The organism is Pelagerythrobacter marinus (assembly GCF_034375205.1).
Classification (GTDB): Bacteria; Pseudomonadota; Alphaproteobacteria; order Sphingomonadales; family Sphingomonadaceae; genus Pelagerythrobacter; species Pelagerythrobacter marinus.
Genome location: NZ_CP139719.1, coordinates 2,956,471 through 2,981,896, shown reverse-complemented (window position 1 = coordinate 2,981,896; position 25,426 = coordinate 2,956,471). Strand labels below are relative to the sequence as shown.

The 25,426-nt window shown below is 66.8% G+C and carries 38 protein-coding genes; 29 read left to right on the top strand and 9 right to left on the bottom strand.

The genetic code is table 11. The features are described 5' to 3' along the window. The first annotated feature begins 37 nt into the window (after positions 1-37). Positions 38-1,030, top strand: coding sequence for an ABC transporter ATP-binding protein (locus T8T98_RS14595; RefSeq protein ID WP_251104676.1), 993 nt, complete (start codon positions 38-40; stop codon positions 1,028-1,030). Further along, entirely contained in the window at positions 1,027-2,256 is a 1,230-nt protein-coding gene (locus T8T98_RS14590) for an ABC transporter permease (RefSeq protein WP_251104677.1), read from the top strand. The genes T8T98_RS14595 and T8T98_RS14590 overlap by 4 nt, the downstream gene beginning before the upstream one ends. 7 nt (positions 2,257-2,263) lie before the next feature. Here the strand turns inward: T8T98_RS14590 and T8T98_RS14585 are convergent, their stop codons facing one another. The 4 genes from T8T98_RS14585 to T8T98_RS14570 form a co-directional block, all read right to left on the bottom strand. Next, positions 2,264-2,989 (bottom strand): sterol desaturase family protein, encoded by a 726-nt coding sequence (locus tag T8T98_RS14585; RefSeq protein ID WP_251104678.1) that lies wholly within the window; start codon positions 2,987-2,989, stop codon positions 2,264-2,266. A 67-nt stretch (positions 2,990-3,056) separates the two neighbouring features. Next, on the bottom strand, positions 3,057-3,584 hold the full coding sequence (locus T8T98_RS14580; RefSeq protein WP_160733590.1) for a hypothetical protein: 528 nt from the start codon (positions 3,582-3,584) through the stop codon (positions 3,057-3,059). An 85-nt stretch (positions 3,585-3,669) separates the two neighbouring features. Beyond that, positions 3,670-4,653 (bottom strand): sulfur carrier protein ThiS, encoded by a 984-nt coding sequence (gene thiS / locus T8T98_RS14575; RefSeq protein WP_322295753.1) that lies wholly within the window; start codon positions 4,651-4,653, stop codon positions 3,670-3,672. Positions 4,654-4,670: 17 nt separating this feature from the next. Then, positions 4,671-5,042: a MerC domain-containing protein gene (locus T8T98_RS14570; RefSeq protein WP_160733592.1), complete on the bottom strand. Its 372-nt coding sequence runs from the start codon at positions 5,040-5,042 to the stop codon at positions 4,671-4,673. A 580-nt stretch (positions 5,043-5,622) separates the two neighbouring features. On the opposite strand from T8T98_RS14570, the gene T8T98_RS14565 reads away from it, so the two are divergent. Then, complete coding sequence (locus tag T8T98_RS14565) at positions 5,623-6,105, top strand: hypothetical protein (RefSeq protein ID WP_322295752.1); 483 nt, start codon at positions 5,623-5,625, stop codon at positions 6,103-6,105. A 59-nt stretch (positions 6,106-6,164) separates the two neighbouring features. Here T8T98_RS14565 and T8T98_RS14560 read toward each other — a convergent pair whose 3' ends face one another. From T8T98_RS14560 to T8T98_RS14540, 5 genes are read right to left on the bottom strand one after another with little or no spacing between them, the layout of a single operon-like run. Then, a complete protein-coding gene (locus T8T98_RS14560) occupies positions 6,165-6,512 on the bottom strand; it encodes a hypothetical protein (RefSeq protein WP_322295751.1) in 348 nt (115 codons plus the stop codon). Next, on the bottom strand, positions 6,509-6,730 hold the full coding sequence (locus T8T98_RS14555; protein ID WP_322295750.1) for a hypothetical protein: 222 nt from the start codon (positions 6,728-6,730) through the stop codon (positions 6,509-6,511). Before T8T98_RS14555 ends, T8T98_RS14560 begins: the two co-directional genes overlap by 4 nt. Positions 6,731-6,788: 58 nt before the next feature. After that, on the bottom strand, positions 6,789-7,127 hold the full coding sequence (locus T8T98_RS14550; protein WP_322295749.1) for a hypothetical protein: 339 nt from the start codon (positions 7,125-7,127) through the stop codon (positions 6,789-6,791). 10 nt (positions 7,128-7,137) lie between these two features. Continuing rightward, positions 7,138-7,518 carry an HIRAN domain-containing protein gene (locus tag T8T98_RS14545; protein WP_322295748.1) on the bottom strand — a complete coding sequence of 127 codons (381 nt, stop codon included), beginning with the start codon at positions 7,516-7,518 and terminating at the stop codon, positions 7,138-7,140. 29 nt (positions 7,519-7,547) lie between these two features. Beyond that, positions 7,548-8,192: a LexA family transcriptional regulator gene (locus tag T8T98_RS14540; RefSeq protein ID WP_322295747.1), complete on the bottom strand. Its 645-nt coding sequence runs from the start codon at positions 8,190-8,192 to the stop codon at positions 7,548-7,550. An 86-nt stretch (positions 8,193-8,278) separates the two neighbouring features. Here T8T98_RS14540 and T8T98_RS14535 point away from each other — a divergent pair, with 86 nt between their 5' ends. From T8T98_RS14535 to T8T98_RS14410, 26 genes are all read left to right on the top strand, one after another. Further along, the gene (locus T8T98_RS14535) at positions 8,279-8,527 is read left to right on the top strand and encodes a hypothetical protein (RefSeq protein ID WP_322295746.1); all 249 of its coding nucleotides are present in this window, start codon (positions 8,279-8,281) and stop codon (positions 8,525-8,527) included. After that, entirely contained in the window at positions 8,524-8,994 is a 471-nt protein-coding gene (locus T8T98_RS14530) for a hypothetical protein (protein ID WP_322295745.1), read from the top strand. Before T8T98_RS14535 ends, T8T98_RS14530 begins: the two co-directional genes overlap by 4 nt. Continuing rightward, the gene (locus tag T8T98_RS14525; protein WP_322295744.1) at positions 8,991-9,959 is read left to right on the top strand and encodes a hypothetical protein; all 969 of its coding nucleotides are present in this window, start codon (positions 8,991-8,993) and stop codon (positions 9,957-9,959) included. Before T8T98_RS14530 ends, T8T98_RS14525 begins: the two co-directional genes overlap by 4 nt. Further along, a complete protein-coding gene (locus T8T98_RS14520) occupies positions 9,952-10,647 on the top strand; it encodes a TRM11 family methyltransferase (RefSeq protein ID WP_322295743.1) in 696 nt (231 codons plus the stop codon). Before T8T98_RS14525 ends, T8T98_RS14520 begins: the two co-directional genes overlap by 8 nt. Continuing rightward, positions 10,647-10,973 (top strand): hypothetical protein, encoded by a 327-nt coding sequence (locus tag T8T98_RS14515; RefSeq protein ID WP_322295742.1) that lies wholly within the window; start codon positions 10,647-10,649, stop codon positions 10,971-10,973. Before T8T98_RS14520 ends, T8T98_RS14515 begins: the two co-directional genes overlap by 1 nt. Next, complete coding sequence (locus T8T98_RS14510; protein ID WP_322295741.1) at positions 10,970-11,200, top strand: hypothetical protein; 231 nt, start codon at positions 10,970-10,972, stop codon at positions 11,198-11,200. Before T8T98_RS14515 ends, T8T98_RS14510 begins: the two co-directional genes overlap by 4 nt. Beyond that, on the top strand, positions 11,200-11,358 hold the full coding sequence (locus T8T98_RS14505) for a hypothetical protein (RefSeq protein ID WP_322295740.1): 159 nt from the start codon (positions 11,200-11,202) through the stop codon (positions 11,356-11,358). The genes T8T98_RS14510 and T8T98_RS14505 overlap by 1 nt, the downstream gene beginning before the upstream one ends. Beyond that, positions 11,351-11,563 carry a hypothetical protein gene (locus tag T8T98_RS14500; RefSeq protein WP_322295739.1) on the top strand — a complete coding sequence of 71 codons (213 nt, stop codon included), beginning with the start codon at positions 11,351-11,353 and terminating at the stop codon, positions 11,561-11,563. Before T8T98_RS14505 ends, T8T98_RS14500 begins: the two co-directional genes overlap by 8 nt. Before the next feature lie 251 nt (positions 11,564-11,814). Beyond that, positions 11,815-12,273: a hypothetical protein gene (locus T8T98_RS14495; protein WP_322295738.1), complete on the top strand. Its 459-nt coding sequence runs from the start codon at positions 11,815-11,817 to the stop codon at positions 12,271-12,273. Positions 12,274-12,293: 20 nt separating this feature from the next. Further along, positions 12,294-14,252 carry a transposase domain-containing protein gene (locus tag T8T98_RS14490; protein ID WP_322295737.1) on the top strand — a complete coding sequence of 653 codons (1,959 nt, stop codon included), beginning with the start codon at positions 12,294-12,296 and terminating at the stop codon, positions 14,250-14,252. 79 nt (positions 14,253-14,331) lie between these two features. Beyond that, positions 14,332-15,294 (top strand): AAA family ATPase, encoded by a 963-nt coding sequence (locus tag T8T98_RS14485; protein WP_322295736.1) that lies wholly within the window; start codon positions 14,332-14,334, stop codon positions 15,292-15,294. A gap of 253 nt (positions 15,295-15,547) precedes the next feature. Next, complete coding sequence (locus T8T98_RS14480; RefSeq protein WP_322295735.1) at positions 15,548-15,694, top strand: hypothetical protein; 147 nt, start codon at positions 15,548-15,550, stop codon at positions 15,692-15,694. A 1-nt stretch (position 15,695) separates the two neighbouring features. Then, positions 15,696-16,037, top strand: coding sequence for a helix-turn-helix domain-containing protein (locus T8T98_RS14475; protein WP_322295734.1), 342 nt, complete (start codon positions 15,696-15,698; stop codon positions 16,035-16,037). Positions 16,038-16,086: 49 nt separating this feature from the next. Beyond that, positions 16,087-16,731 carry a gp16 family protein gene (locus T8T98_RS14470; protein WP_322295733.1) on the top strand — a complete coding sequence of 215 codons (645 nt, stop codon included), beginning with the start codon at positions 16,087-16,089 and terminating at the stop codon, positions 16,729-16,731. Positions 16,732-16,948: 217 nt separating this feature from the next. Continuing rightward, the gene (locus T8T98_RS14465) at positions 16,949-17,218 is read left to right on the top strand and encodes a hypothetical protein (protein ID WP_322295732.1); all 270 of its coding nucleotides are present in this window, start codon (positions 16,949-16,951) and stop codon (positions 17,216-17,218) included. Positions 17,219-17,243: 25 nt separating this feature from the next. Further along, positions 17,244-17,612, top strand: a complete 369-nt coding sequence (locus T8T98_RS14460; protein ID WP_322295731.1) for a hypothetical protein — start codon at positions 17,244-17,246, stop codon at positions 17,610-17,612. A gap of 106 nt (positions 17,613-17,718) precedes the next feature. Beyond that, positions 17,719-18,327, top strand: coding sequence for a glycoside hydrolase family 108 protein (locus T8T98_RS14455; protein WP_322295730.1), 609 nt, complete (start codon positions 17,719-17,721; stop codon positions 18,325-18,327). Next, entirely contained in the window at positions 18,324-18,950 is a 627-nt protein-coding gene (locus T8T98_RS14450; protein WP_322295729.1) for a hypothetical protein, read from the top strand. The genes T8T98_RS14455 and T8T98_RS14450 overlap by 4 nt, the downstream gene beginning before the upstream one ends. Continuing rightward, complete coding sequence (locus tag T8T98_RS14445; protein ID WP_322295728.1) at positions 18,934-19,152, top strand: TraR/DksA C4-type zinc finger protein; 219 nt, start codon at positions 18,934-18,936, stop codon at positions 19,150-19,152. The genes T8T98_RS14450 and T8T98_RS14445 overlap by 17 nt, the downstream gene beginning before the upstream one ends. Next, positions 19,149-19,592, top strand: coding sequence for a hypothetical protein (locus T8T98_RS14440; RefSeq protein ID WP_322295727.1), 444 nt, complete (start codon positions 19,149-19,151; stop codon positions 19,590-19,592). Before T8T98_RS14445 ends, T8T98_RS14440 begins: the two co-directional genes overlap by 4 nt. 2 nt (positions 19,593-19,594) lie before the next feature. Then, the gene (locus T8T98_RS14435; RefSeq protein WP_322295726.1) at positions 19,595-19,987 is read left to right on the top strand and encodes a hypothetical protein; all 393 of its coding nucleotides are present in this window, start codon (positions 19,595-19,597) and stop codon (positions 19,985-19,987) included. Further along, positions 19,984-20,301, top strand: a complete 318-nt coding sequence (locus T8T98_RS14430; RefSeq protein WP_322295725.1) for a VpaChn25_0724 family phage protein — start codon at positions 19,984-19,986, stop codon at positions 20,299-20,301. The genes T8T98_RS14435 and T8T98_RS14430 overlap by 4 nt, the downstream gene beginning before the upstream one ends. Position 20,302: 1 nt before the next feature. Continuing rightward, positions 20,303-20,887 (top strand): phage protein Gp27 family protein, encoded by a 585-nt coding sequence (locus T8T98_RS14425; RefSeq protein WP_322295724.1) that lies wholly within the window; start codon positions 20,303-20,305, stop codon positions 20,885-20,887. Beyond that, entirely contained in the window at positions 20,887-22,284 is a 1,398-nt protein-coding gene (locus tag T8T98_RS14420; protein ID WP_322295723.1) for a phage terminase large subunit family protein, read from the top strand. The genes T8T98_RS14425 and T8T98_RS14420 overlap by 1 nt, the downstream gene beginning before the upstream one ends. Beyond that, positions 22,281-24,410 carry a phage portal protein gene (locus T8T98_RS14415; RefSeq protein WP_322295722.1) on the top strand — a complete coding sequence of 710 codons (2,130 nt, stop codon included), beginning with the start codon at positions 22,281-22,283 and terminating at the stop codon, positions 24,408-24,410. Before T8T98_RS14420 ends, T8T98_RS14415 begins: the two co-directional genes overlap by 4 nt. Continuing rightward, positions 24,410-25,114: an HK97 family phage prohead protease gene (locus T8T98_RS14410; protein ID WP_322295721.1), complete on the top strand. Its 705-nt coding sequence runs from the start codon at positions 24,410-24,412 to the stop codon at positions 25,112-25,114. Before T8T98_RS14415 ends, T8T98_RS14410 begins: the two co-directional genes overlap by 1 nt. Positions 25,115-25,426 lie beyond the last annotated feature (312 nt).

The window sequence follows — 25,426 nt, the reverse complement described above, 5'->3', positions numbered from 1 at the left end:
TTGCTCCCTGCAAGGCGCGGAGGCTACCGCGCGAAACATGGAAACCGCGCTAAGCGATCCGCCCCGCGCGGGCAACGATACCGCACCATCGCACCCGCTGGCGATCGAGGCGCGCGGGCTGGTCAAGCGCTTCGGCGCGACGACGGCGGTGGACGGGGTGGACCTGGCCGTGCCCGAAGGCGCGATCTACGGCGTGCTCGGCCCCAACGGCGCAGGCAAGACGACGACGCTGCGGATGCTGCTGGGGATCATCGATCCCGACCGGGGTGTGCGGCGGCTGTTCGGGCACGACGATCCGCACGATATCGCCGGTCTGATCGGCTACCTGCCCGAAGAACGCGGGCTCTACCCGGCGATGAAGGCCTGCGACGCGATCGCCTTCATGGGCGCCCTGCGCGGCATGGCGCTGGCCGACGCGCGCGAGCGCGGGCGCGCCTTGCTGGAGGAACACGGCCTGGGCCACGCGGCGGACAAGCAGATCCGCCAGCTTTCGAAGGGCATGGCCCAGACGGTGCAATTGCTCGGCACCCTGGTCCACGATCCGGGCCTCGTCATCCTCGACGAGCCGTTTTCGGGCCTCGACGCGATCAACCAGGGCAAGCTGGAAGTGCTGATCCGCGGCCTCGCGGCGCGCGGGACGACGGTGATCTTCTCGACCCACGTGATCGCCCATGCGGAGCGGTTGTGCGAAGGCGTCGCCATCATCGCTGGGGGCAAGGTGCCCTATGCCGGATCGGTCGATGCCGCGCGCGACCGCATCCCTGCGCAGGTCCGGCTGGAGACGCGCGCGCGCGAGGGGCGCTGGCGCGACGCCCTGCCGGGCGATGCCAGGCGCGAAGGCGATTTCTGGTATTTCTCGCTCCCCGCGACGGGGATCGAGCCCCTGCTGCGCGCGCTGATCGAGGGGGAGGCGGGCATTCTCTCGCTCTCGATCGAGCGGGCGGGACTCCACGATGCGTTTGTCCATATCGCGGGCGAGGCGGCGGCCCGCGCGCTGGAGGAAGACAGCACGGCGGAGGCCGGCCGATGAGCGACGCTTCCCCCGCCGGCGCAAGGGCGCGTCTGCCGCTGTGGCGCGCGGCCTGGGTGATCGCGCGGCGCGATTTCACCGCGATCCTGCTGTCGAAGGCGTTCCTGTTCTTTCTCGTCGGGCCCCTGTTCTTCATCGGCATCAGCGGTGCCGCGGGCGCGCTCAGCGCGCAGGCCGTGGGCAGCGTGGACAGCCCGCGCCTGGCGGTCGCCCTCCCGCCGGCGGAAGGGCGCGCCTTCGCGGCGGCCCATGCCGGGCTGGACGCGCTGCTGAACCTGCCCGAGATCGAGGTGGTGGAGGCTGGCGAGGCGAGCGACGCCGCGCGGCTCCTCGCCGACGACGCGCGCAATTTCGGCGCCGTGCTGGGCGGCACGCTGGCCGCGCCGCGGCTGACCGGCACGGCCGAACGGATCGAGAGCTGGAGCGGCCGCGTGGCCCTGCTCGCGGCAGAGGCGCAGGGCGGGGCGGCGGCAGGCTATCCCGCGGTCGCGCTCGAGCCGACAGCGGCCACGGTCGCCAGCAAGCGCAGCGCCAATGCCGCGACAGCGACCGCCGGCCTGACCCTGCTGTTCCTGCTCACGATGCTGCTGGCGGGCATGGTCATGTCGAACCTGGTGGAGGAAAAGGGCAACAAGATCATCGAGATCCTGGCGGCGGCCATCCCGATGGACGCGGTTTTCTTCGGCAAGCTCTTCGCCATGCTGGCGGTCAGCTTCGTCGGGATCGCGATCTGGGGCAGCGCCGCCGGGGCGATCGTCGTCGCGACCGGGGTTCTGGACGATTTCTCCCCGCCCGCCGTGGGCTGGCCCGCCTTCGCCGCGCTGTTCCTCGCTTATTTCGCGATGGCCTACCTGCTAATCGGGTCGATCTTCCTCACGATCGGATCGATGGCGCCGACGGTGCGCGACGTGCAGACGATGTCGATGCCGGCGACGATCCTGCAACTCCTCGTGTTCTTCCTCGCCAGCTTCGCGATGACCGACATCGGGTCGCCGGTGGAGCTGGCGGCGGTGGCCTTCCCGCTCAGTTCGCCTTACGCGATGGTGGCGCGGGCGGCGCAGGAGCCGGCGCTCTGGCCGCATCTCGTCGCGCTTGCCTGGCAGGTCCTGTCGGTCGTGGTCTTCGTCCGCTTCGGCGCGCGCCTGTTCCGCCGGCGGGTGATGAAATCGGGCCCCGCACCGGCGAAGCCGGGCCGCGGCTGGCGGGCGCTCTTCGCGCGGCGATAGGGCCGCGTCAGGGGCGCACGAAGCGGTCGGACAGCCCGCGGTCGGTGCCGCAGAGGCGATCCCAGAAGCGGAAATAGAGCCCGTAGTTGCAGCGATAGTGGTCGTGATGGCGCTGGTGGTGGCTCGCGGTGATCAGCCATCCGCCGATCCGCGACCGGATGAGCGCGCGGGGAAAGATCTCCCATCCCATGTGGTTGGTCACCCCCATGACGGTCATGATCGCGAGGACGAGCGCGAGCACGCCGACGTGGATCGGGATGAGGAAGACCAGCGCCGGGATCACCACCGCGCCGGTAATCGCCTCCAGCGGGTGGAAGCTCATCGCCGCCCAGGCGGTCGGCGGGCGGCTGGCGTGGTGGACCGCGTGGGCGAGACGGAACGGGCGCGGCCGGTGCATCCAGCGGTGCGTCCAGTAGAACCAGGTATCGTGCGCGAAGAGATAGGCGAAGAGCGAGAGGGGCATGGCCCACAGGGGGTAGGCCTGCGGATCGCTGTAGATCAGCGTCCAGCCGCGCTCGTGCCAGCCCCAGGCGACGATCCCGGCGGGCACGCCGTAGATCGCGGCCGAGAGCAGCGACCAGCCGATCTCGCGCCGGATCTGCGGGGCGAGGCCGGCGTAGAGCCCGGGCCGGACGCGCTCGGTGGCCCAGGCGAACAGCCCGCTGGCGGCGAGATAGCGCAGCGCGACGATGGCGGTCATCGCCAGCGCGGACAGGATGATGGCCACGACCATGACGGCGGCCAGTATGCCCGAACCCGGCCCGCCGGGCGACAGTCTTTCGCACCGGCCGCCGGCGGTGTCAGGCGGCTTCGCGCTCGATGTACTCGGGATAGAAGGCCGGCGCGCGGTCGGACCAGCCCGGTGCCGTTGCGGCCGCCTCGCTGAGCGACTGGAGCAGGAGCTTGCGCCGGTGGGGGCGGATCTGCGGCAGCGCGCTGGCGGCGCAGAATGCACTCGGCAGCCAGGGGCGCACGGCGGCGCCCAGCAGGCGTTCGTAGAGGAACCGGAAGGCCGAGAAACACTCGATCCGTTCCTGCGCCAGGTCGAAGGCGGCCACGCGGGTCAGCTTGCCGATGAAGCTTTCGGCAATGTCTGGCCGGCTTTCGGCCGGCACGGTTTCGCGCAGGACCTTCAGTTCCTGGTAGGCGACGTACTGGCTGCGGATCGCCGCGCTTTCCCCGGCATCGCGGGCCCAGCGCTTGAAGGCGTCCTGGCGGCCCAGCCCGATGTCGAGGCTGCGGCGGATATAACGCTGTTCGGCAGGGGTGAAGCTCGCGAACTCGCGCATTTCGGCGATGGTGAGCGATGCTGTGGCGGCCTTGGGCATGGTGGCGGTTCCCTGTTGCAGGGCCACCATCGCCGGACTTGGTTAATTTGGCGTTAGCCCGCGCCTGCGCGCGGCTCCGCAAGCGCTAGATCAGCCCGGCCAGCGGGCTGGACGGGTCGGCATACTTGCGCGTCGCCATCCGCCCGGCGCGATAGGCCTCGCGCCCGGCCTCCACCGACAGCTTCATCGCGCGGGCCATGCGCACAGGGTCCTTCGCCTCGGCGATCGCGGTGTTCATCAGCACGCCGTCGCAACCCAGTTCCATCGCCACAGCGGCATCGCTGGCGGTGCCGACGCCGGCATCGACCAGGACCGGGACGCTGGCCCCTTCCACGATCAGGCGGATGGTGACGCGGTTCTGGATCCCCAGCCCGGACCCGATCGGCGCGCCCAGCGGCATGACCGCCACCGCGCCGGCCTCTTCCAGCTGCTTGGCGGCAATCGGGTCGTCGACGCAGTAGACCATCGGCAGGAACCCCTCCTTCGCCAGCGTCTCGGTCGCCTTCAGCGTTTCGCGCATGTCGGGATAGAGCGTGCGCGCTTCGCCCAGCACTTCCAGCTTCACCAGGTCCCAGCCGCCCGCTTCGCGCGCCAGGCGCAGGGTGCGGATCGCGTCTTCGGCGGTGAAGCACCCGGCGGTGTTGGGCAGGTAGGTGACCTTCTTCGGATCGATGAAGTCGGTCAGCATCGGCGCCTTCGGATCGCTGACGTTGACGCGACGCACCGCGACGGTGACGATGTCGGCGCCCGACGCCTCCACCGCGGCGGCGTTCTGGGCGAAATCCTTGTACTTGCCGGTGCCCACGATCAGGCGCGAACGGAACGTGCGGCCGGCGACGGTCCAGCTGTCGTCGTCGCCGCTGCCGCCGCCGACGAAGTGGACGATCTCCAGCTTGTCGCCCTCGGCCAACGGGGCCTCGCCCAGCGTGGAGCGCGGCACGATCTCGCCGTTGCGCTCGACCGCGACTTTCTCGGGCGCGAGATCGAGCTCGCGCACGAGGGCGGCGATCGTGTTGGCATGGGTGCGGCGGATTTCGCCGTTGACGGTGAGGGTGAGCGGGGCAGACATGCCCGGCGAGATAGCGTTCAATCCGCGCGGCGCAAGTTCAGCAGGTGCCCGATCGACACCAGCACCACGCCGATCACGGTCAGGATCACCTCGCCCGCCCCGTGCGGCATGGCCAGCGCGCCGCCCATGAACGTCAGGCCCGTCATCGCGGTGACGAAGGGCACGCGCCGCCGGTGCGTCAGCGCGCCCCAGCCGATCGCGATCGCGGCGATCACCAGGGCCACGGCCAGCCCGACCCTGTGGAAGGCGGGCGACAGCAGGAACTCGGCCCCGATGCCGAGCGCGGAAACGACCACGATCGAGGCGATGCAGTGCACGATGCACAGGCCCGACAGCATGATGCCGGCACGGTCCAGCCGTCCGCGAATCGAGGAATGAGGCGCATCCATGGAAGCCCGCCATGTATGAGACGGTGTAACATGATGCAAGGGCTAATTGCCCCGCGCGCTCCGGGCTGGTTGCCGCCCCTGTTAGTTGACACAAGGGATTAGAGGGCCGCGGAGGCGGGATTATCCGGGCTTGGCCGGGATCGTGTGGGACTGGAACGGCGAAATTCTGCGGTTTCGGTCACTTCGGGCCTCGCGCGGCTGGTCGGTCTGACCGTCTAGAGCGACGGTTAATTTAGTCGATCCGCTGACAGGTCTAGCTGGAGTCCGCGACTCTGAGAAGGCGGCGCCGCAGGGGCTTCTTAATGGCGGTTTTCCGGCCCCTGAGGCACCTCTGAGAGGTACGTGAGCGGCGCGTGGTGGCGTGCGAACCGGGACGAAACCGGGGCAAAGCGTGTCCCAGTTCGCGATTTGGGGCCTCAAACTGGGCACCCATTGAAAGATAACGGATAATTGGCGGCCGCCTCAACAGATGCTGCCGGCTGGGCACGGTCGAACTGGGACAAGTTTCGACGGGCGCTCGGAAGCGTGACAGCGCCCGGCTGGGTGCTATAACTCCCCGGTCCAAACTAGGGGGGACTACATGAAGAAGATGATCGTGTGCGCCGCACTGGCGCTGAGCCTTTCCGCATGCGCCAACAGCGCGCTTACCGTCGAATCTGCCGATCGCTCGGATTACCGATCGAGCACTGCCATGGTCGAGCGCGACCGCGAGATGGTTGTGCCGGTGGACGCGGAGAATCTGACCTACACTCAGAAGCAGCTTGAGGAGGCGCTGTTCGCCGGTGATGCTCCGCTCTTCAAGCGTGGTGATGGTCTGACGGTTCGCTATCGCTACGTCGGCTTCAACGAGGGCAGCCGCGTCGGCCGGTATCTCACCGCCGGCCTCACGGGCGGGTCCAAGGTCGTGCTTGAAGTCGACTTCGTCGGTCCCGATGGCACGGTGCTCTCGACAGTTCGCGGCGAAGGCAGTGTCAGCGGCGGTATGTTCGGCGGCTCGAACAAGAGCGGCATCGACAAGGCTGTCGATCGCGTCGCTGAATATGCGGCGATGCACTACCGCTGAGACGCATCGAATGAGACTAAGGCGGGCCGCAGCGGGGAGTATCCTGCGGCCCGCAGATCTCAATCCAAGATGGGTTTTCCGTCCGGACCGACCCAGTTCTGCAGGGTGTAGTCGTAGCGTTGGCCAGCGAGCTCGCGGGCCTCGGTCCAGGCGTCTTTGATCAGCAGACTAAGATAATGGTCCCAGCGCGATGGGCCGAAGAGGCGCTCATACTCGTCCACGACGACCCGGTGTTGTCGGGCGGCCTGGTCCTGGTCGATGACCAGCTTTTCGAACTCATTGATCCGCTGCGACGGCCGGTAGGCGCGGTAGAGCGCGCGGAGATAGCGCCCCTTTTCCTCGTTCGGCCGATCGGGCGTGATCGACGGATCGGGCAGCTCGTTTGGCCATCCAATGTCGCGCATCACATCTCGCGCTCTACGGTTACGGTGCGCGAGCGCGGATACCTTCGTTCGCCCACCTCGATCCAAGCGAGTGGCCCCAGGGTGATGCGGCCGCGACCATCTTCGAAGGTGACCTTGTGGGGCACGCCGGCTTCGAACGCCTCGGCTCTGCTGGGAAGCCACCCGCTGTAGCGTTTGCGGCCGCACCACAGGCGGTAAAACTTGAGCGACTGACGGGACACGGAACCTCCTCTCAGCGAGTCGGCTCCGCGCACTAGAACAAATTGAGAACGGCGGCAATCATATGCACCCCCGAGCCCAGTTCTCGGCCTTGCCGTCCCACGAGGAATGTCCCTCCACCGCAACGGTTCGGCGTTCGCCCTCGTCTCGCACTGAAATCACGAAGAGCACGGGCTCGCCGCCCATTGACGCGTAGATCAGTACCCGGCTTTCTCCATGCAGCGTAACCGGCAATACGGACTTCGCCGCCGCGAGCCCGATGCAGTATTCCAGTGCCTCAAGGCTCTTCGCGCTCGACATCGTCGGCGCCGGCAGTTTCGCTACCCGTTCGTCCAAGGTGTCTGCCGAGACCGGCACCGCCAGCGCTATCGCCAGAGCGGCAGTAATGGACTTCCTCATCGTTCTCCCCTCAGTCGTCTGGCCAGATCTCGTCCGGATAGAAGTCAGGCTCTTCGGGTGCATCTTCGGTCGCGCCTCGATCTTCGACGCTCGGGCCCTCTCCGTCGAATGCGACGCGGATCCACGCGCCAAAGGGAGACGGTGCCTGGAACACAGCCTGCAGCTCACGCCCTTCGCGAATAAGCCCGCCGATGCGTCCGCAGCGCTCGGCGGTCAGATAGCCGATCTGCACTCCGCGGGTCGAGTATACCGCAACCGCGCGCTCATCACGCTTGTTCTTCGGTTCCGGCCGCAAGTCGACCGGCTCGCCGGTCTCGCACAGAAGTATCTCGAACCGCCGGTTTGACCCATCGCGGTTCGGATACCTCGCCCCGACCACTGCCAGTGACATCGGAGGAAGCGGACGATTTGCGTCCTGCATCAATGACGCCGCACGGTAGCCACGACGCGCCCGATGATGTGCAACTCGTCTCCGGTCGCGATCTCGTCTGGATAGGTCCGGTTGGCCGACATGATCTTCACCGTGCCGTCCGGCATCGGCCGAAGCCGCTTGATCATGCCGATGTGGCCGTAGGCGAATACCCACATCTTATCGCTGAGATGATCCTCAAGCCGTGCCGAGCGGTCGAAAATCACGATGTCGCGATCAGAGATGACCGGCTCCATAGAATCCCCGATCCCTTCGGTGCTGCCGAGATCCTCTGGCGGGGCATGCGTAAACCGGCGCAGCCATCTCCGGGAGAACTTGACCTTCTCCACGTCTGCATCGCCTACGTCGAGGAAGGTGCCGCCCATGCCGTAGGAAAGGTCGATATTATCGATTTCCACGTCGTCAGGATCGTGGCCGGCGCGAGCCCCCTCTGAGATTTCCGCCCAGACGTCGGGGAAGTTCGCGCGTAGCTTCTCCAACGTAGGTTGGCTGAGGCGCGTAGTCGCGGTGCCGTTGTACGAGCGATTGATCGTTGTGACCGCCAATCCTGCCCGCTTCGCAATAGCTGCCGGCGTCAGGCCTGTGGTGTCGACCAGGCGCCTGAGAAGCTCCGTGTCCTGCTCAAATCCGCTCATGCAAGGAACATTAGCAGGAATGCTAACACGCCCGGCATAGCAAGATTGCTATTGCAGGTTAGCATTAATGCTATATGGTCCGCCGCATGGACCAGCAAACCATCATCGACGAGATCGAGCAGCGCGCCTTCGAGCTGCGCGTTTCGATCCGCTTCGTCTGCCAGCGCGCCGGAGTGCACCCGACGACTTTCAGTCGTTGGAAGAAGTCGCCCAACAATCCGGACCCGATTGCGCCGAACTTCACGACGGTGAGCAAGCTCTACGGAGCTCTGCGCTCGATCGCTGCCGAACAGGCTCGCACACAGATGATGCGCCAGGAGCGGCTTTCGGCATGAGCGATTTCGTCGATGCGAGGGCAGGCATTGCCGCAGCCCGCCGAATTCGCTCCGAGATGCATAACCGCGCCGTTCAGGCCGCACTTGGACTGATGGCCGAGAGGGATGCGCAACGCGCATCAATCGTTCGCCGGCAAATCGCGGAAGTTCTCGATATCATCGACCAGCGAGTCGAGCGCCGCCTGCAGCGGCCCGACGCGATCCAGGCCGCGCCTGGTCATGACGGCGGAGGCCACGTCTGCCGCGCGTTGTGCGCTGCCGGGCGCTTTCTGGTCCGCCTGGGACAGGTGCGCCATCAGGAGACCCCGCATAGCTTGGACCTCGACATCGAGCGCATCCAGGCGGTGCTCGATCTGCCAAATTCGCTGGGTATCACTCGGCATTCCGCTTCTCGCACTTGTTGTCGTGGCGAAGAGGCTAGCCACGCCGAACCGGACGCGCATCGTCTAAGTGGAGGCGCGAAATGAGCGATCGTCTGCTGGCGAACGCCGTCCTCATCCAGCTTGACCCGACGTGCGTCGACGAAGGCGAGCGCATTGGCTTCTTGCATGAAGACAAGGCTGCGGCGTTGGGACGCCTGATGGCGGTCGACGGACAGCGCGATCCCATCAAGGTGGTCGCCAACCCGAAGAATCCCGATAAGCCGTGGCGCCTTGTCACCGGTATGCATCGCCTGATCGGCGCGCGCCTTGAAGGGCTCCAAGTCTGGGGCATTCAGGTCGAGGGCAAGCGGGAGGAGCTCGCCGACCTCGAAGCGTCAGAGAACCTTCATCGCCGGCCACTGGCACCAATCGAGCGCGCCAAGTTCACGGCCGCGCTCGTCCAGGCGGCGCAGGAACGCATCGCCCGTGAGCATGGGGAACTCAGCCATCAGAGGTTGGGCGCCAAGCTACGCTGGCAGCGCGTCAAGTCCGGCGAAACTCGCGTCGAGGAGGCTCTGCGGGACGAGTCCGAGGATGCTTGTGCAAAGTTTGCACAAGCATATGGTTGGGAGGAGTCCGTTGGCGAAGCGCTCGGCATGTCCCGCCGGACGATCCACAATGATCTCTCGCTCTATCGCCTCCTGATCGAGCCGTTCCCCGACCTGATCGAACTGCTGTCGAACCATCCGGTCGTCGGAGAGAACGCCAGTCAGCTCAAGGCGATCGCGGCGATCAAAGACGAGCAGAAGCGGCGCGAAGCCATCGAGCTCCTGCTCGCGGACGACGAGTTGAGTGTCGAGCTTGCCCGCGCGAAGGTCGGCGTCGATCGGCCGGGCGGACCTGCTCCGACCGCCGAGCAGAAGGTGCTCAGCGCGGTCATCGGCAACATGGCGCGGCTGACCGCGACCCAGCAGAAGCATCACGTCGATAGCTTCGTTCGCGCTCTGAAATCCGACGAAGTGAAGCGCCAGCTCCGCGACCGGCTCAATGAGGAGCTCGGCGATGGCTAGAGGAGAAGTCTCCACCGGCCGCAAGCGCAATAGCCACCCGCAGGACTGGTGTGTCGATCAGTCCTGGGTGGCTTGGCAGCTCTATGTGGCGCTCGGCGGCTTTGCGCAGGAGAGGGCGGCGGGCGAGGCGATCTGGGACCCTTGCGCGGGAAGCGGCCGGACGATGGTCACCTTCGCCGAGGACGGCTTCCGGGTGTTCTGCTCGGACATCGTGAACCGTATCGACCCGGCTCTCTTCGCCGGCCTGTCGCTTCCGTCGTTCTTCCACGCCGACTTCCTTGAAGCCGCCAGGGCGCCCGCGCCTTGCAGCATCGTCGGCAACCCGCCCTACAGTTACATCGAAGGCATTGCGGAGGCGTTTGTCCGCCGGGCTCTGCAGCTCGCGACGCGCCGCGTCTGCATGGTGATGCCGATCAAGTGGCAGGGCAGCCAGGTCCGGTTCGACTTGTTCGACCAGGACTTCCCTCCGCAGGCCGTATTGGTGCTCACTCAACGGCCTTCCATGCCTCCCGGCGACATGATTCCCATGCTCGAAGCTGTGGGCAAAGCGTTCAAAGGGGGCGTTGTCGACTACGCCTGGTTCGTCTGGAACGTCCAGCAGCCGACCGCTCGCCACCAGACACGTATCATCTGGCTCCCGCCGCTCGATCGGCCGGAGCTGCAGCTGCCGGTCGAGGGGCTTGCCTGATGCGCAGCGCGGCACCCGGCGACCTGATCCTGTACGCAGACCGCACCGATTACGGCGTGGCCCGCGTCGAGCTGGTGCGCGATCGTCACTACACGTCTTACCCGTGGCTTCACGAACATCGCCGCTGGGATCGCCGGCGTTTCCGCGTGGCACGCCCTCGTGTGCTCGCCGTGCTGCCGGCATCGACCGACCCCGCCTCGATCGCCGAGAAGCTCAACCTCTTTGCCAACCAGCGCGCCGCCGAGAAGGCCAGCGCGCAATCTCGATTCCTTCGCCGGGTCGAGGGCTTGGCGACCACGCTGCACAAGGTTCGGGAGGATGCATGATGGCCCGATTTGCCAGCGAAGCGGAGCGTCTGCGGCACCATCGAAGGTGCTTCGAGTACGCGCTCGCGCACGACATGACGCCGAAGGATGCCGAGAGGGAGATCCGGCGGCTCGATGCGCGCGAGGCCAACCGCACGGCGATGGCCCGGCTCGCGGCCAAGCAGGAGGCGTTGTCGATGCCCGCGCCCTTCCAGCAGTGGGACGCCCAGTGGATGGCGCGCGACTGATGGCCGGAAACGTCAAGCCCGCGCCGTTGCAGCTCACGGAAAGTGTCGTCGCCAAACTGGTCGGCGATCGTCCGGCGTACGGCGGCGGCATCGTGCGTGTGCCGTTCGAAGGCGTGCTGGTCGATCGGCCGCGCGGCGGGAGCGCGTCCGATGAGTGATTTCGAACAGATGCGCGCCGGCCTCGTGAGCCGCGGCCTCGTTGCCTTCGATGGCGATTGCTTCCGGCTGACGGACGCCGGGCATCTGCATGTCGATGAGATGATGTCCGATCTGCGCGAGGCAGAGGCAGGGTGCGATCCGTGCCTGGCGCGGGTCTTCTGGCGTCACAATTTCCGGCAGCGGGAGAGGTCCTGTGCCGATTGATCCGCGCATCCAAGCCGCCCTCGACGCGCCCCTACGCGGTCGTCCGAATACGCCGAAGATGAAGGCGAAGCGCGGCTATGCGTTCCCGCCCGGCACAGGCCCGCACGGCGAGACCTGCCGCACCTGTCGTCATGCGACGCCTCACGACTGCAGCAAGCGCTACTGGAAGTGTGGGCTCGTCAACTGGACGCGGGGGAGCGCTACCGACATCGTCCTGCGCTCGCCGGCCTGCAGCGGTTGGGAGCAACCCGATGCCTAAGGCGAAGGCGCATCCCGATCAACTCGGCTTCCTGTTCGAAACGCCGCGCGTCGCGACTGGCGAGGCTGCGCTTGCGGGGCTGGAGAAGCGCATCTCCAGCATGGTCGGGACGATCCTCAACAGCGACGGACGCTCGCGCGAGGTCATCGCGGCCGAGATGAGCGTTCTCCTGGGCGAGGAAGTCAGCCGATCGATGCTCGACGCCTACGCGAGCCCGGCGCGCGATCAGCACAAGGTGATTTTCAGCCGTCTGCTCGCGCTGGTCGCGGTGACGAAGCGGCACGATCTGCTCGACGCAATCCTGCGCGAGATCGGCGGTTCGCTGCTGGTCGGCGATGAGATTCTGACGGCCCGCCTGGGCCACATCAAACAGCAGATGAGGGAGCTGCAGGAAGAGGAGCGAAAGCTCCGCGCCTCGGCCCCGCTCATCAGGGGATCGGACAAAGCATGAGCAAACGGGGGGTCGTACCAGTGCAGGGGGTCGATCGGCAGGAGTGGTTCTCGGCCGCCGAGCTCGCGGAGCTGGGGTTGCCGGGACTTCCCGGTGACAAGCGGTCGATCACGCGCCGCGTCCGCGAAGAGCGGTGGAACACGCGAACCAACGCCGAGGGTGAACTGCTCGTGCGGCCGCGCGCCGGGCGTGGCGGCGGGGTCGAGTTTCATTTCTCCCTGCTGCCCGGTGCGGCCCAGCTCGAGCTGGCCCAGCGCGGCATTCTCAACGCCTCGGATGCCGATTCCGAAGCCGACGAGAAGGCCAAGGGCCCAACGTGGGAGTGGTTTGCTGCGCAAAGCGCGAAGGTCCGTCAGGACGCGGAGCGCCGCCTGGTCATCGTCGAGGAGATCGAGCTTCTGATCGGGGCTGGCCTGACGAAGAGCGCCGCGATCGCGGAGGTCTCGGGGCGGCACGCGGTCGGCCAGTCGACGCTGTGGTCGTGGCTGGGAGCCGTCGAGGGCATCGCACCCACGAACCGTCTGCCCGCGTTGGCGCCGCGTCGTACGGGCGGCGGAAAGGCGGCGGAGATGGATGAGGAACTCTGGCTCATCTTCAAGAGCGACTATCTCCGCCCTTCCGAACCGACACTGACGAGCTGCTACGCCCGCACCGCCAAGATCGCGGCTGAACGTGGGTTGCCGATGCCGAGCGAGCGCACCTTCCGCCGGCGCTTCGAACGCGAGGTAGATCCGCACATCGTCGAGTATCGGCGCAAGGGGCCAGAAGCGTTCCGCCGTGCCATCCCGTCCCAGCGGCGCACGGTCGACGATCTCCACGCCATGGAGCTCGTCAACGTCGACGGCCACAAGTTCGACGTGTTCGTGACGCCGCCCGGCGGCGGCAAGCCGATCCGGCCCATGATGGTCGCGATTCAGGACATTCGTAGCAGCAAGGTGCTCGCCTGGCGCATCGGCGAAACCGAGAGCGCCGCCCTGGCCCGGCTCGCGTTCGCGGATCTGTTTCGCGACTGGGGCATCCCCCATCACGCACTGCTCGACAACGGGCGCGGCTTCGCGAGCAAGTGGCTGACCGGCGGCGCGGTGAGCCGCTTCCGGTTCAAGATCAAGCCGGAGGAGCCGACCGGTCTCCTCACGGCGTTCGGCATCCAGATCCACTGGGCGCTGCCCTATCGCGGCCAGTCGAAGCCGATCGAGCGCGCCTTCCGCGACCTCTGCGACACAATCTCGCGCCATCCTGCGACAGAGGGCGCGTACACCGGCAACAGCCCGACGAACAAGCCGCACAACTATGGCGAACGCGCCATGCCGTGGGACGCGTTCGTCGCGCACGTCAATCGCGGCGTGGCCGATCACAACGCGAAGCTGGGCCGTCGCGGGCGTGACTATCGTGGGCGCAGCTTCGACGAGGTGTTTGCCGAAAGCTACGCGAGCGCGCCGATCGGCAAGGCGAGCGATGAACAACTGCGCATGGCGCTGCTCGCGGCCGAGCAGAAGCGAGTGAACCGCCAGACGGGCGAAGTCGAGCTGTTCGGCAATCGCTACTGGTCGGTCGAGTGCGCGCGCCTTGCCGGCGACCTCGTCACGGTGCGGTTCGATCCGGACAACCTGCATTCGCAGATCCACCTCTACGCCCAGGACGGGCGGTATCTGACATCGGCCGAGAACATCGAAGCACTCGGCTTCCTGGACGTCGAGGGCGCGAAGGCCACCCAGAAGCGGGTTGCCGATGCACGCAAACGCATGCGCGATGGTCTCGAGGCCGAGCGGCTGCTCAGCGCGGAGGAGCTCGCTGCGCTGCAGCCGGACGCTGTGGAGATCCCGACGCCGCAGCCGGGAGCGCTGCGCCTGGTCCACACGAAGAACACAGCCGGCGCCGCACGCGAAGCGCGCGTGGCGGCGCGCAAGGCCGCGATCGACGAACACGAGAGAGAATCCCGACTTTTCGGCGCCCTTCGCATCGCGACGGGCGGCGAATGAAGCGGCGCGTGGGGGCCGCCTAGGAAACCGCCCCCACGCGCCTGTCCCACTGAGTGAGTGAAACAGGAGAACCGGTAGCATGAACGACCCCAAAGCACAGCAGATCGAGATCGAAGAGCAGCGCAACTGGCTGATCGAGCATCGCAAGGCGACCGGCGCGAGCTGGGCCGAACTGGCGAAGCGCATCAACATACCGCAGGGCACGCTGAGCCAGTTCGGCAGCGATCGCGGCTATCGCGGCGACGAGAAGTCGCTCGCGGAGAAGATCTACCGGTATCGCCAGATGCTGGCGGAGCAGGCACAGATCGACGTCGAGGCGCCGGAGATCCCGAGCTATTTCCAGACCGAGACGAGCGCTCAGCTCGAGCAGTTGCTGAAATGGGCCCAGCGCGGGCGCATCGTCGTCGCTGCCATGAACGCCGGGCTCGGCAAAACGACGACGGCGCGGCACTACGCCGAGTGCTTTTCCAACGTCTACCTCGCGACGATGAGCCCAAGCACCGCGGGCGTGAACAACATGCAGCAGGAAGTGCTCGAAGCGCTCGGCGAGCGCGACGCCGTGGGCACGCCGCAGAAGCTGTCGCGCCGTATCCGAGAGCGGGTGCGCGATCAGAAGAATCCGCTGATCATCATCGATGAGGCTCAGCATCTCTCCGAGAAAGCGATCGAGGAGGTTCGCAGCTGGCATGACGCGACCGGTGTGGGCATCGCCCTGTTCGGCAACGTCGGCGTCATGCAGCGCCTCACGGGCGGTACGCGCAGCGCGGCGTTCGCTCAGCTCTTCAGCCGGGTCAGCATGCCGCTGCTGCGTACAACGGCCCTGCGCGGGGATGCCGATGCGCTGGCCCTGGCGTGGAACGTCCACGGCAAGGCGGAAGTGGATTTCCTCCGCAAGATCGTGACGCTGCCGGGCGGCCTACGCGGCGCGACGATGGCGCTCGAACTGGCATCGATGCTCGCCTCGGCGGATGGCGAGACGCTGAAGGATCAACACCTGCAGGACGCGTGGGCGCAGCTCTCCACGCGCCGGGTGACGGCATGATCGCGCCCTTCGAAGCCGACCTGTGCCCGGACACCTTGGCTCCGCGCATCCGGTTCAACTTTCCCAATGGATGGACGGCATCGATCCTGCTGCGGGAGGCGCGGCCGAAGTGCGCGGAGTTCCGGCTCGCGTCGATGGTCGTGTGTCCCACGGGCCGCTGGGGCAAAGGCGAGACGCGCGCAATAGGCCATGAGTTGACCTCCGATGAGGTCGCCCATTGGCTTGTAGATACAGCCATGCGGAGGGCGCCGTCATGCGCAGCGTGATCCGCCGGGCGAAGCGCGATTTCGACCTTCTCCGCGGAGAGGGAGCGGCCCTGCGCGACGGCCTGATCGTCATGGCCTTCACTGTCCTGTTCTGGGGCGCGATCTACTCGATCGCCGTGATGGCGGAGGGCTGAAATGGACCTTTCAACCGCTCCCAAGGCAGTCATCAGGGAGCTGGCCTTTGACTATGTCGAGGTCCGGCTCAACGTCGACCGCCTCGCCCTGGAATCGCACAGACGGCAAGCTCCATTGGTTGTCGCGCGCGCACTGTTCGTCTGGATCAAGCGGACCCACCGTGCGGTGAGCTACCCGCTGATCGGACGCTGGCTCGGCGGGCGCGACCACACAACCATCATCCACCTGCAGAACAAGGCGATCGACCTGTGCCGCCGCGACGCGACCTTCGCGCGGCACTGCGAGCAATTCGCCGCTTTCTACCACGCGAACCAAGGAGGGCATTCTGATGCCTGCGACTAGCTACGCGCGCCCGGCGCAGTTCGATCGGGCCACCCAGCACCGACGGGCGATGCTCGCCAAGATCAACATCGGCCGTCAGCAAATCGGGATGGTCGAGGACGACTATCGCCAGGTGCTGTTCGAAGAGACAGGCAAGACGAGCTTGAAGGAGTGCTCCGACGCGCAGCTCGATGCGATGGTGGGACGCCTGAAACAGCTCGGCTTCAAGCCGATCCCGAAGGCCGGCGGCCGAGGCGTCGCGCAGCATCCGATGGCGCGCAAGGCGCGGGCGCTGTGGATCTCGCTCCACCATCTCGGCGCCGTGAAAAACCCTTCGGAGCAGGCTCTCGAAGCTTTCGCCAAACGGCAGGTCGGATGCGAGAAGCTGATCTGGGCGCGGCAGTCTGACGCCTACCGGCTGATCGAGGCGCTGAAGGCGATGGCGACGCGTCACGGATGGCGGCAGACCGATCCGACCAACGGCAAGAAGCTCACACCGCTGCAGCTCCAGGTGCACCTGTGCGAAGTCATCCTGGCCAAGCTGCGCAATGCCGGGGTCGCCGATCCGAACTGGACGCTCAACCAGGCGGCGTTCCGTCTCTGCGGCATCGAACTCGGCGCGGATGGCCCGATGTCGATCGAGAGCTATGCGCAGCTCGCGGCCGCGCTGGGCAAGTCGCTGCGCGATCACGCTCCGCAAGGGGCCGAACAATGAGCGCCCCCCGTCTGGCGTCGGTGGCGGTCCTGTTCGATTTCGATCGACGCCCCGATCCCTTAGCGTTGCGCCGCCGAGGCAACCATGCGGTCTATCGTCCGGGCGAAAGCAATCCCTGTCCCGGTTGCGGTCGCACGCACTGGCAGGTGGGGCGGACGATGGCCGAGTGCGCGGTTTGCGAAACTGCCCTGCCGATCGCCGACCATGGGAGGGAGCATTGAGCGCGCCGGACATCACCGATCATGCGCTCGTGCGCTTTCTCGATCGCGGGGGCGGATGCGATGTCGAGGAACTGCGGGCGCAGATCGCGGCCTCGTTGACCCGCGCGCATTCGGCCGCGCGGGCGGTGAGCACGAGCGACTATCTCGTGACCGTCGACGGGCTGACCTTCGTCGTGCGCGGCGAGAGAGTGACCACGGTGCTCACGGACGCGACGATCGGCCAGAAAGCGCACAGCCTTGCGCGAGGCGGACATGAGCCGGCCTGAGCGAACCCCTCCCGATCTCCCCGGCGTGCTCGCCCAAATCGCCAACGTCGCCGGCGAAGAGGCCGCCGTGGCGATCGCGGAGGCCGTGGGCGGTACGCAGGTCTATATCCCGCCAGTACCCGACGCCGACCATTGGATGAGCCGCCTCGTCGGGCACAAGGCGGCGTTGGCGATCGCCGATCGGCTCACCTTGGGCGTCGGCGGCATTCGCCTGGACATGCCGTCCGGGCCGAGCGGCTATGCGGCCAAGACGCGGCAGAAGGTCGACCGCATGATTGCGGCCGGCCGGAGTGAGCGTGACATTGCGCTGGCCACCGGATACACGGGGCGCGGCGTGCGCAAGAGGCGGCGACTGTCCCGCGAGCGCGATGCACGGCAACCCCGCCTGATCTGATGACATCTCCGCCCCGGAACGCGTTCCGGGGCGAGCGGGCGGCCTCCGCGCCCCATTACACGGTCCCATGGACCGGGAACAATCAGACAACGAACCTGAGATCGTAGTGCGCGGATCGCGCCGCTTCGTGCGCGCCTATGCCAGGCTGCTCGGGATCGAGGGATCGTTCGTCGACGATCCGGTCGATCGGGGCGGTGCGACCAAGTACGGCATCTCGCTCCGCTTCCTCGCCACCGAGGGCGCGTTCGACGAGAACGGCGACGGCTACGCCGACTACGACCTGGACATGGACGGCGACATCGATGGGCGCGATGTTCGCCTGATCACGGTCGACCAGGCCGGCTACCTCTACCACCGGTTCTTTTGGGCCGCGCTCGACTGCGAGAGCTTCCCCGAGCCGATCGGCGAGATGCTGTTCGACCAGGCCGTCAACGGCGGCGCCAAGGCGGCGCGCAAGCTGCTGCAGCGCGCGATCAACGCGTGCCTGGCGCGCGCCGGCTATTCCATGATCGAGGTCGACGCGAAGATTGGCCCCGAAACCCGGCGTGCTCTGGATAGAGTTCTGACGATCGATCGTCTCGGGGGCATGGAGGCTTTCGTCGAGGCCTTCCGCGAGGAGGTGCGCGACCGCTATCGTGCGATCGTCCGCCGCTATCCCGACCAGAAGCGCTTCCTGCGCGGTTGGCTCAATCGCGCAGACGAGCTCGGCCGATGACCTGGCTCACCGCAATCGGCAGGGGATTTGTGTCCCTGGGCAAGTGGCTGCTCGACCACCCTGCTGCCGCGCTCCTCGTGCTGCTCGCAGCCCATGTGGCCGCGCATCAGTTCGTGATCGACCCGCGCCTGCGCGACCAGCGCGACGACGGGAAGCGCGACCTAGCCGTGTCGCAATACGCCCACGCCCGGACCATCGCCAACTACCGCGCGGCCGCGCGCCAGGCGCAGCAGGACGCCCAGGCGAACGCCGATCGCGTGAAGGCCGAACAGGACGCCGCAACCAAGGAAATCGTCGATGACTTTCAAGCTCGCCTTGCCCATGCTCGCCGCCGCGCTGCTGCTCTCGAGCTGCGCACGCAATCCCGATCCACAGCCGATCCCCGCCGTACCGGAGAGCCTGATCTGTCCAGCGCCGGCGCAGCCGCCGGCCGAGTTGATCAAGCGGCCGGTGAAGACCGACTTCCTGCCGCCGGCGCCGAGCGCGCAGGAGAGCTGACGGCGAGCGATGCGCTGATCGCGACGGAGCAGGCGCTCCAGCTCGACGCCTTGATCGACTGGGTGCTCGCGCAAGCCGCGATCGACACGAACGCCGGTGGGGGGCGTGATGAACGAGGGGAATGAGCGGCTGCTGGAAGCCGCCAGCGAGTTCGATGAGCGCCGCCGCGAACTGGCGATCAAGCGCATCCGCGAGGAACTGACGCTGAAGGGCGACGAGTTCTGCCGTGCCTGCGGCGATCCTATCGAGATCGCTCGGCGCGCGGCACTGCCCTCCGCCACGCGCTGCGTCGATTGCCAGGCCGCGCATGAACGGGGGTCGCGTTGATGTTCGACGCTCCTCTCTCGTTCACCAAGTTCCTTTCGGGATGGCTGCCGGCGCTCGCCGTCACGGCGACGGTCGAGCCGCCGGCGCCGCGGCTTGGAGATCTGTTCCTGATCCATTTGGGCGGTCTGCCTGTGCCGATCGTGACGTGTGTGCTTGGCGCGCTGGGCATCTTGCTCGCGCGGCCCTTTGCGCGGCGCAGCGAGGCGGAGCTCGGATGGCCGCTCAAGCTGCTGGTGACCGCGATCATGCTGATCACGGCCGAGCTCTGGATCATCGAATCGCGGCCCGGTTGGCTGTTCGCCTTCATCGTCGCGATCGGGATGGGATTCTCCGGCTACTCGCTCCTCGAGGTCTTCGGGGACCAGGTGAAGGATTTTGCGCGCGACGCATTCGCGAAGGCGCGGGCGACGATCGGCATCTCGCCGAAGGGAAAGGACTGACAGTGTTCGGCAACTATCTCGAGGCGGCGATCGTCGTCTTCATTCTCGCCGGGATCGGCGTGGCGATCTGGAAGACCGGCGGCGCGAACCCCGTCGGAACAGGCGGGCTCGATCGGCGGGTGTCCCGCATGGACGGCGAGCTGAAGAGGGTCGCGACTCAGGTCGGTGAGCTTGGCCAGCGTGTCGAAGAGATCGACCAGCGATCGGCGAAGAAGGAAGACATCGAGCGACTGGAGGAGAAGCTCGCCAGACAGGACGACAAGATCGACAAGGTGCTCGCGTCGCTCTCGCTCCTCAACCAGTCCGGTGCCGCTCGTGAAGTCCAGATCGCGGCGGTGAGCCGGCAGGTCGACCGGCTCTACGACCACATCGTCAGGCGGGGGATGGAGAAGTGAGCCTGGGCCACGATCTGTCCGGCGCGCACGATCGCCTGACCGAAGACGCACGGCTGTTCATGCTGAAGGAGCTGGCGGCGCAGGTCGACGGCCATCTCAACGAGATCTCGCTCAGGAGCATGCTGGAGATGCGCTACGGCGTGAACCGCAGCCGCGAGTGGGTGGCGACCCAGCTCCACAAGCTGGCCGAGCTGGGCGCGATCGAGGTCAAGGGCGACACGGTGCGGATCGCGCATATCCTGCCGGCCGGCCTCGATCACCTGCAGGAGCGCGGCCTGATCGTCGGGATCACGCGGCCGCGCGAGGCGCAGTGAGATGGCGCGCCGGCCGAAAGATCGCCGTGAGGGCCGCGGGCGGCTGTCGACAATCGACCTTCTGCCCGAAGACGCCGAACCCGATATCGTCTGGGCGCTGGAGCAGCTCCGCGAGCGCAAGCTGCCGCAGAACGCTATCCTCGAGGAGTTCAACCTGCGGCTCGCCGACAAGGGGATCGAGCCGATCAGCAAGTCTGCCTGGAACCGCTATGCGGTGCGCAAGGCGATCCAGTTCCGCCGGCTCGACGAAGTGCAGCGCATGTCGGCCGAGCTCGTATCGAGCCTCGGCACGGACGGTCCCGACCAGGTTACCGTCGCGGTTGCCGAAATGCTCAAGCTCGCGACCTTCCAGGTGCTCGAGGCGGGCGAGCTCAAGCCGAAGGAGATCATGGAGCTGTCGCGCGCCGTGCAAAGCGCGGTGAGCGCGCAGAAGGGTTCGGCCGAGTACCGCAAGAAGCTGGAGAGCGAGGCGGAAGAGCGGCTCAAGAAGGCGGCGGAGGCGGTCGAGGAAGCGGGGGCCAAGGGCGGCGTCGCACCGGCCACCCTGAAGAAGATCACGTCTTTGCTGACCACCGGGGCCTATTGATGGGCCGCGCGCGCATCCGTCCTGCAAACCCGGGCGCGATCTTCCTTCCGTTCCAGACGGAATGGATCGAGGACGACGCGCGCCTCAAGCTCATGGAGAAGTCGCGTCAGATCGGCATCTCCTGGTCCACCGCCTATGCCGCCGACAAACGCACGGCGGTGCAGGACGCGCGGTTCGATCAGTGGGTGTCTTCCCGCGACGATATCCAGGCGCGCCTTTTCCTCGAGGACTGCAAATTGTGGGCTGCGGCAATGGACATCGCCGCGCGCGACCTGGGCGAGCAAGTGCTCGACGACGTTGGGAAGCAGACCGCCTATGTCCTGCGCTTCGGCAACGGCCGCCGCATCCATTCGATGAGCTCCAATCCCGATGCGCAGGCGGGCAAGCGCGGCAGCCGCATCCTCGACGAGTTCGCCCTGCACCCCGATCCGCGCAAGCTTTGGACGATCGCCTATCCGGGCATCACCTGGGGCGGCTCGATGGAAGTGATCTCAACCCATCGCGGATCGCACAATTTCTTCAACACGCTCGTCCGCGAAGCCAAGGAAGGCGGCAACCCCAAAGGGCTGAGCCTTCACACCGTCACCCTGCAGAAGGCGCTGGACGAGGGTTTCCTGTGGAAGCTGCAGCAGAACCTGCCTAGCGAAGACGAGCGGCAGGAGATGACGGAGGCCGAGTACTTCGATTTCGTGAAGTCCGGCGCGGCCGACGAGGAGAGCTTTCTCCAGGAGTACATGTGCCAGCCCGCCGACGACGACGCGGCGTTCCTCGAGTACGATCTGATCGCCGCCTGCGAGTATCCCGAAGGTTCGACCTGGCAGCTCGATGAAGGCGGGGAGCTCTACGTCGGGATCGACATCGGCCGGAAGCACGATCTCACCGTCCTGTGGGTGCTCGAGCGGCTCGGCGATGTCTTCTACACGCGCCACGTTGAAGCGCTGAAGAACATGAGCAAGCCCGAGCAGGAGAAGGTGCTCTGGCCTTGGATCGAACGGGCTGCCCGGACCGCGATCGACTACACCGGTCTCGGCATCGGTTGGGGCGACGACGCACAGGCGAAGTTCGGCAAGTACAAGGTCGAACTCGTCACCTTCACACCCAAGGTCAAGGAAGCGCTGGCCTATCCGGTGCGCGGGGCAATGGAAGATCGCAAATTGCGCATCCCGTACAGCGGGCCGATCCGCGCGGATCTCCGGTCGGTCACCAAGCAAGTCACTGCCGCCGGCAATATCCGCTTCACGGCGGAGCGGACGCCTGACGGCCACGCCGACCATTTCTGGGCGCTCGCGCTGGCAGTCCACTCCGCGTCGGATGGGACGGGCGCGCCGTGGCGGCCGATGAACCAAGCCCAATCGGGCCGGAAGGCCTCGATCGACGAGAACTGGATACCCGCATGAGCTGGCTTCAGAAGGCCCTTACCGCCATCCGCCACCCGCGGCCGTTCATCGCGCCGCGCATGCTGGCCCGTACGAAGTTCGACTATCGCCGCGAGGTCGGCGACTGCCTGGACGCGTCGGTCGTCACGGCACCGGTGCAATGGTTGCAGCGGTCGCTGCCCGAGGCGCGGCTTGCGGTGCGGCGGCGGCAGCGGAACGGCATTGTAAAGCCTCTCGACGATCACGACTTGCTGGCGCTGATCCGGAAGCCCAACGAGTTCTACGGCGATATCGCGCTGTGGTTCGGCACCGTGCTCAGCTACTGCATCGACGGCAACGCCTACTGGCTGAAAGTCCGCAACCGCGCAGGCCGCGTGGTCGAGCTGTGGTACATCCCGCATTGGCTGATCGAGCCTCGTCGGCCAGATAGCGGTGACGGCGCGTTCCTCGACCACTATCGGTACAGCCCCGGCGGCGGCTACCAGGCGATGCGGATCGAGCCCCAGGACGTGGTTCACTTCCGCCACGGCATCAATCCTCACAACCTGCTGAAGGGCCTCTCGCCGATCGACGGGGTTATCCGCGAGATCTTCGCGGATCTCGAAAGCTCCAACTTCGTCTCAAGCCTGCTGCGCAACATGGGCGTGCCCGGCGTCGTGATCAGCCCGAAGGGCGGCGCGATGCCGACGCCCGACGATGTCGCCGCGACGAAGGCCTGGTTCACCGAACAGTTCGGCGGCGATCGGCGCGGCGGGCCGCTGGTGATGGGCGCCCCGACCGAGGTTCATCCCTACGGGTTCAACCCGCAGCAGATGAACATGAGCGAGGCGCGCGACGTGGCCGAGGAGCGCGTGTGCGCGTGCCTGGGCGTGCCGGCGGCCGTGGTCGGTTTCGGTGCGGGGCTGCAGCAGACGAAAGTCGGCGCGACCATGGAGGAGCTGCGCAAGCTCGCCTGGCACAACGGCGTGCTGCCGCTGGCGCGCAGCCTGGCCGACGAGCTCGGCCGCAGCCTGCTGCCGGATTTCGCGGATGGCGATCGCCTGGAGGCGTATTGGGACACGGACGACGTGCTTGCCCTGTCGGAGGACGAGGACAAGCAGGTCGAGCGCAAGCTGGGCGAGTTCAAGGCCGGCGCGATCACTCTGTTCGACTATCTCACCGAGACCGGCCGCGACGCCGACGAGAGCCACAAGTACTACCTGCGGCCGATCGCGGTGATCGAAGTGCCGCTCAACCAGGCCGGCCGCGGCAACGAGCTCGATCCGGCCGATCCCACTGAAGAAGCGGAACCCGGCCGTGCGAAGGCGCGCGGAACCAAGGATGCCAAGCACGGCGAAGGGGATCACGATCGCGCCGGCCGACGCGCGAGCGCGGAGGAGATGAAGCGCGGTGAGGCTTACGTGCTGATGCTGCAGCGACAGGAAGCCGGGCTGCGGAAGGCGTTCGAGAAGCCGCTCCTCGCCCTGTTCGGCAAGTGGCGCGGCGAAACGCATCGCGTCGCGGCCGAGATCCTCGGCACCGGCAAGGCGCGGCGCTGTGCGGCGACAAAGGCAATCGATGATGAGCTCCTCGCAGCGATCCTTGAGAAGCTGGGAATCGAGGCTTGGGCGGCCGAGCTCACCCAGGCTTACGGCGCCCACTATCTGGAAGTCGCCAAAGCCGTCCAGGACGCGGCCGAACGCGCCGGGCTCGGCACGTCGCTGCCCGATCCAGTGATGCGCGCGATCGTCGCCAGCGGCGGTCGGCGCGCCGGCCTCGTGGATCTCGACAAGCAAACGCGGCAGGCGGTGTTCGATGCGCTGGCCGAAGGCCGGGCGGAAGGCGAAGGCGTCGAGCAGCTCGCGGCGCGGATCGCTGACTACGTCGAAGGCGGCGTGTGGAACGAGGCGGAGACGCGCGCGCGGATCATCGCCCGCACCGAGACGAAGTTCGCGCAGAACATCTCGACGATCGAGACCGGCACGGCGGCCGGCGTGGAAGAGTTCATGGTCTTCGACGGGCGCCTTGGTCCCGGCCGATCGCTGGAGAGCCATATCGCGCGCAACGGCTCGATCGTGTCGGCCGACGAGGCCGCGGCGATGGCCGACGCAGAACATCCCAACGGGACGCTGAGCCTCGCGCCCCATTTCGACCTGGAGAACGACTGATGCTTACCAAGGCCCTGACCATCGAGGAGATGGACGAAGCCGGCAAGGGACTGGCGCGGCTCGCGACGCTTTCGGCGATCGACCACGACGGCGATACGTACGCACCTGGCGCGTTCGCGTGGAAGAACGGCGAGCAGTGGGCGCAGCTCCTCACCGCGCACGATCGCTGGGCGATGCCGTTCGGCAAAGCCCGTGTCTATGAGGATGGCGACGCGGCGCTGGCCGAACTGCACCTCAACCTCGAAACGCAGGCGGGCCGTGAATGGCATGCCGCGCTCAGGTTCGACATCGAGACGGGCAAGTCCGTCCAGGAGTGGTCCTACGGCTACGACGTGCTCGAGGCGGATTTCGAGCGGCGCGGCGGTGACCAGGTGCGCGTGCTGAAGAAGGTCGATGTCCACGAAGTCTCGACGGTGATCCGTGGCGCGGGCTCGGGAACGCGCACGATCGCCATCAAGAGCGCGGCGCTAAAGGACGGCCGGTTCGCCGAACTGATGGGAGAGCTCGCCACGATGGCGGCGGTGATCGGCGAAGACCCGTCGAAACTGTCGGCGACCGGGCGCAAGCAGGCGCAGGAGGTCCATGCGTTCCTGGGCAAGTCACTTGCCATCCCGACAGATGTCCCAGACGCGGAGCGCGCGGCGATCGAGGCGGCTCATGGGGGCTACATGAAGGGTCTGTCGCGGCGGCACTTGCTCCGCTAGTCGAATAGCGCCGCAGATCGCCTGTAAGGGCCGTGGAGCCGTTATAGGCCCGGTTCCAGCGGCCATGGACCCGGACTCGCTTCTTAGTCCCTCTCAAATCGCTTCCTGAGGCAATTCAACCGGCCCGCTTCCCTCGGAGGCGGGCCGTTTCGGTTGCCATCGGCGCGCCCGCTGGGTTAGACGCCTGGCATCGCATCGGCGCGGCCGCGCGATCCGGATCGGTTCGCCGGACGTGAAATCCTCCCTTCCCAGATCACGCTGCCCCGGAACACGTTCCGGGGCGCGGCGCGTTGTGCCTCCCCTCCATACGGC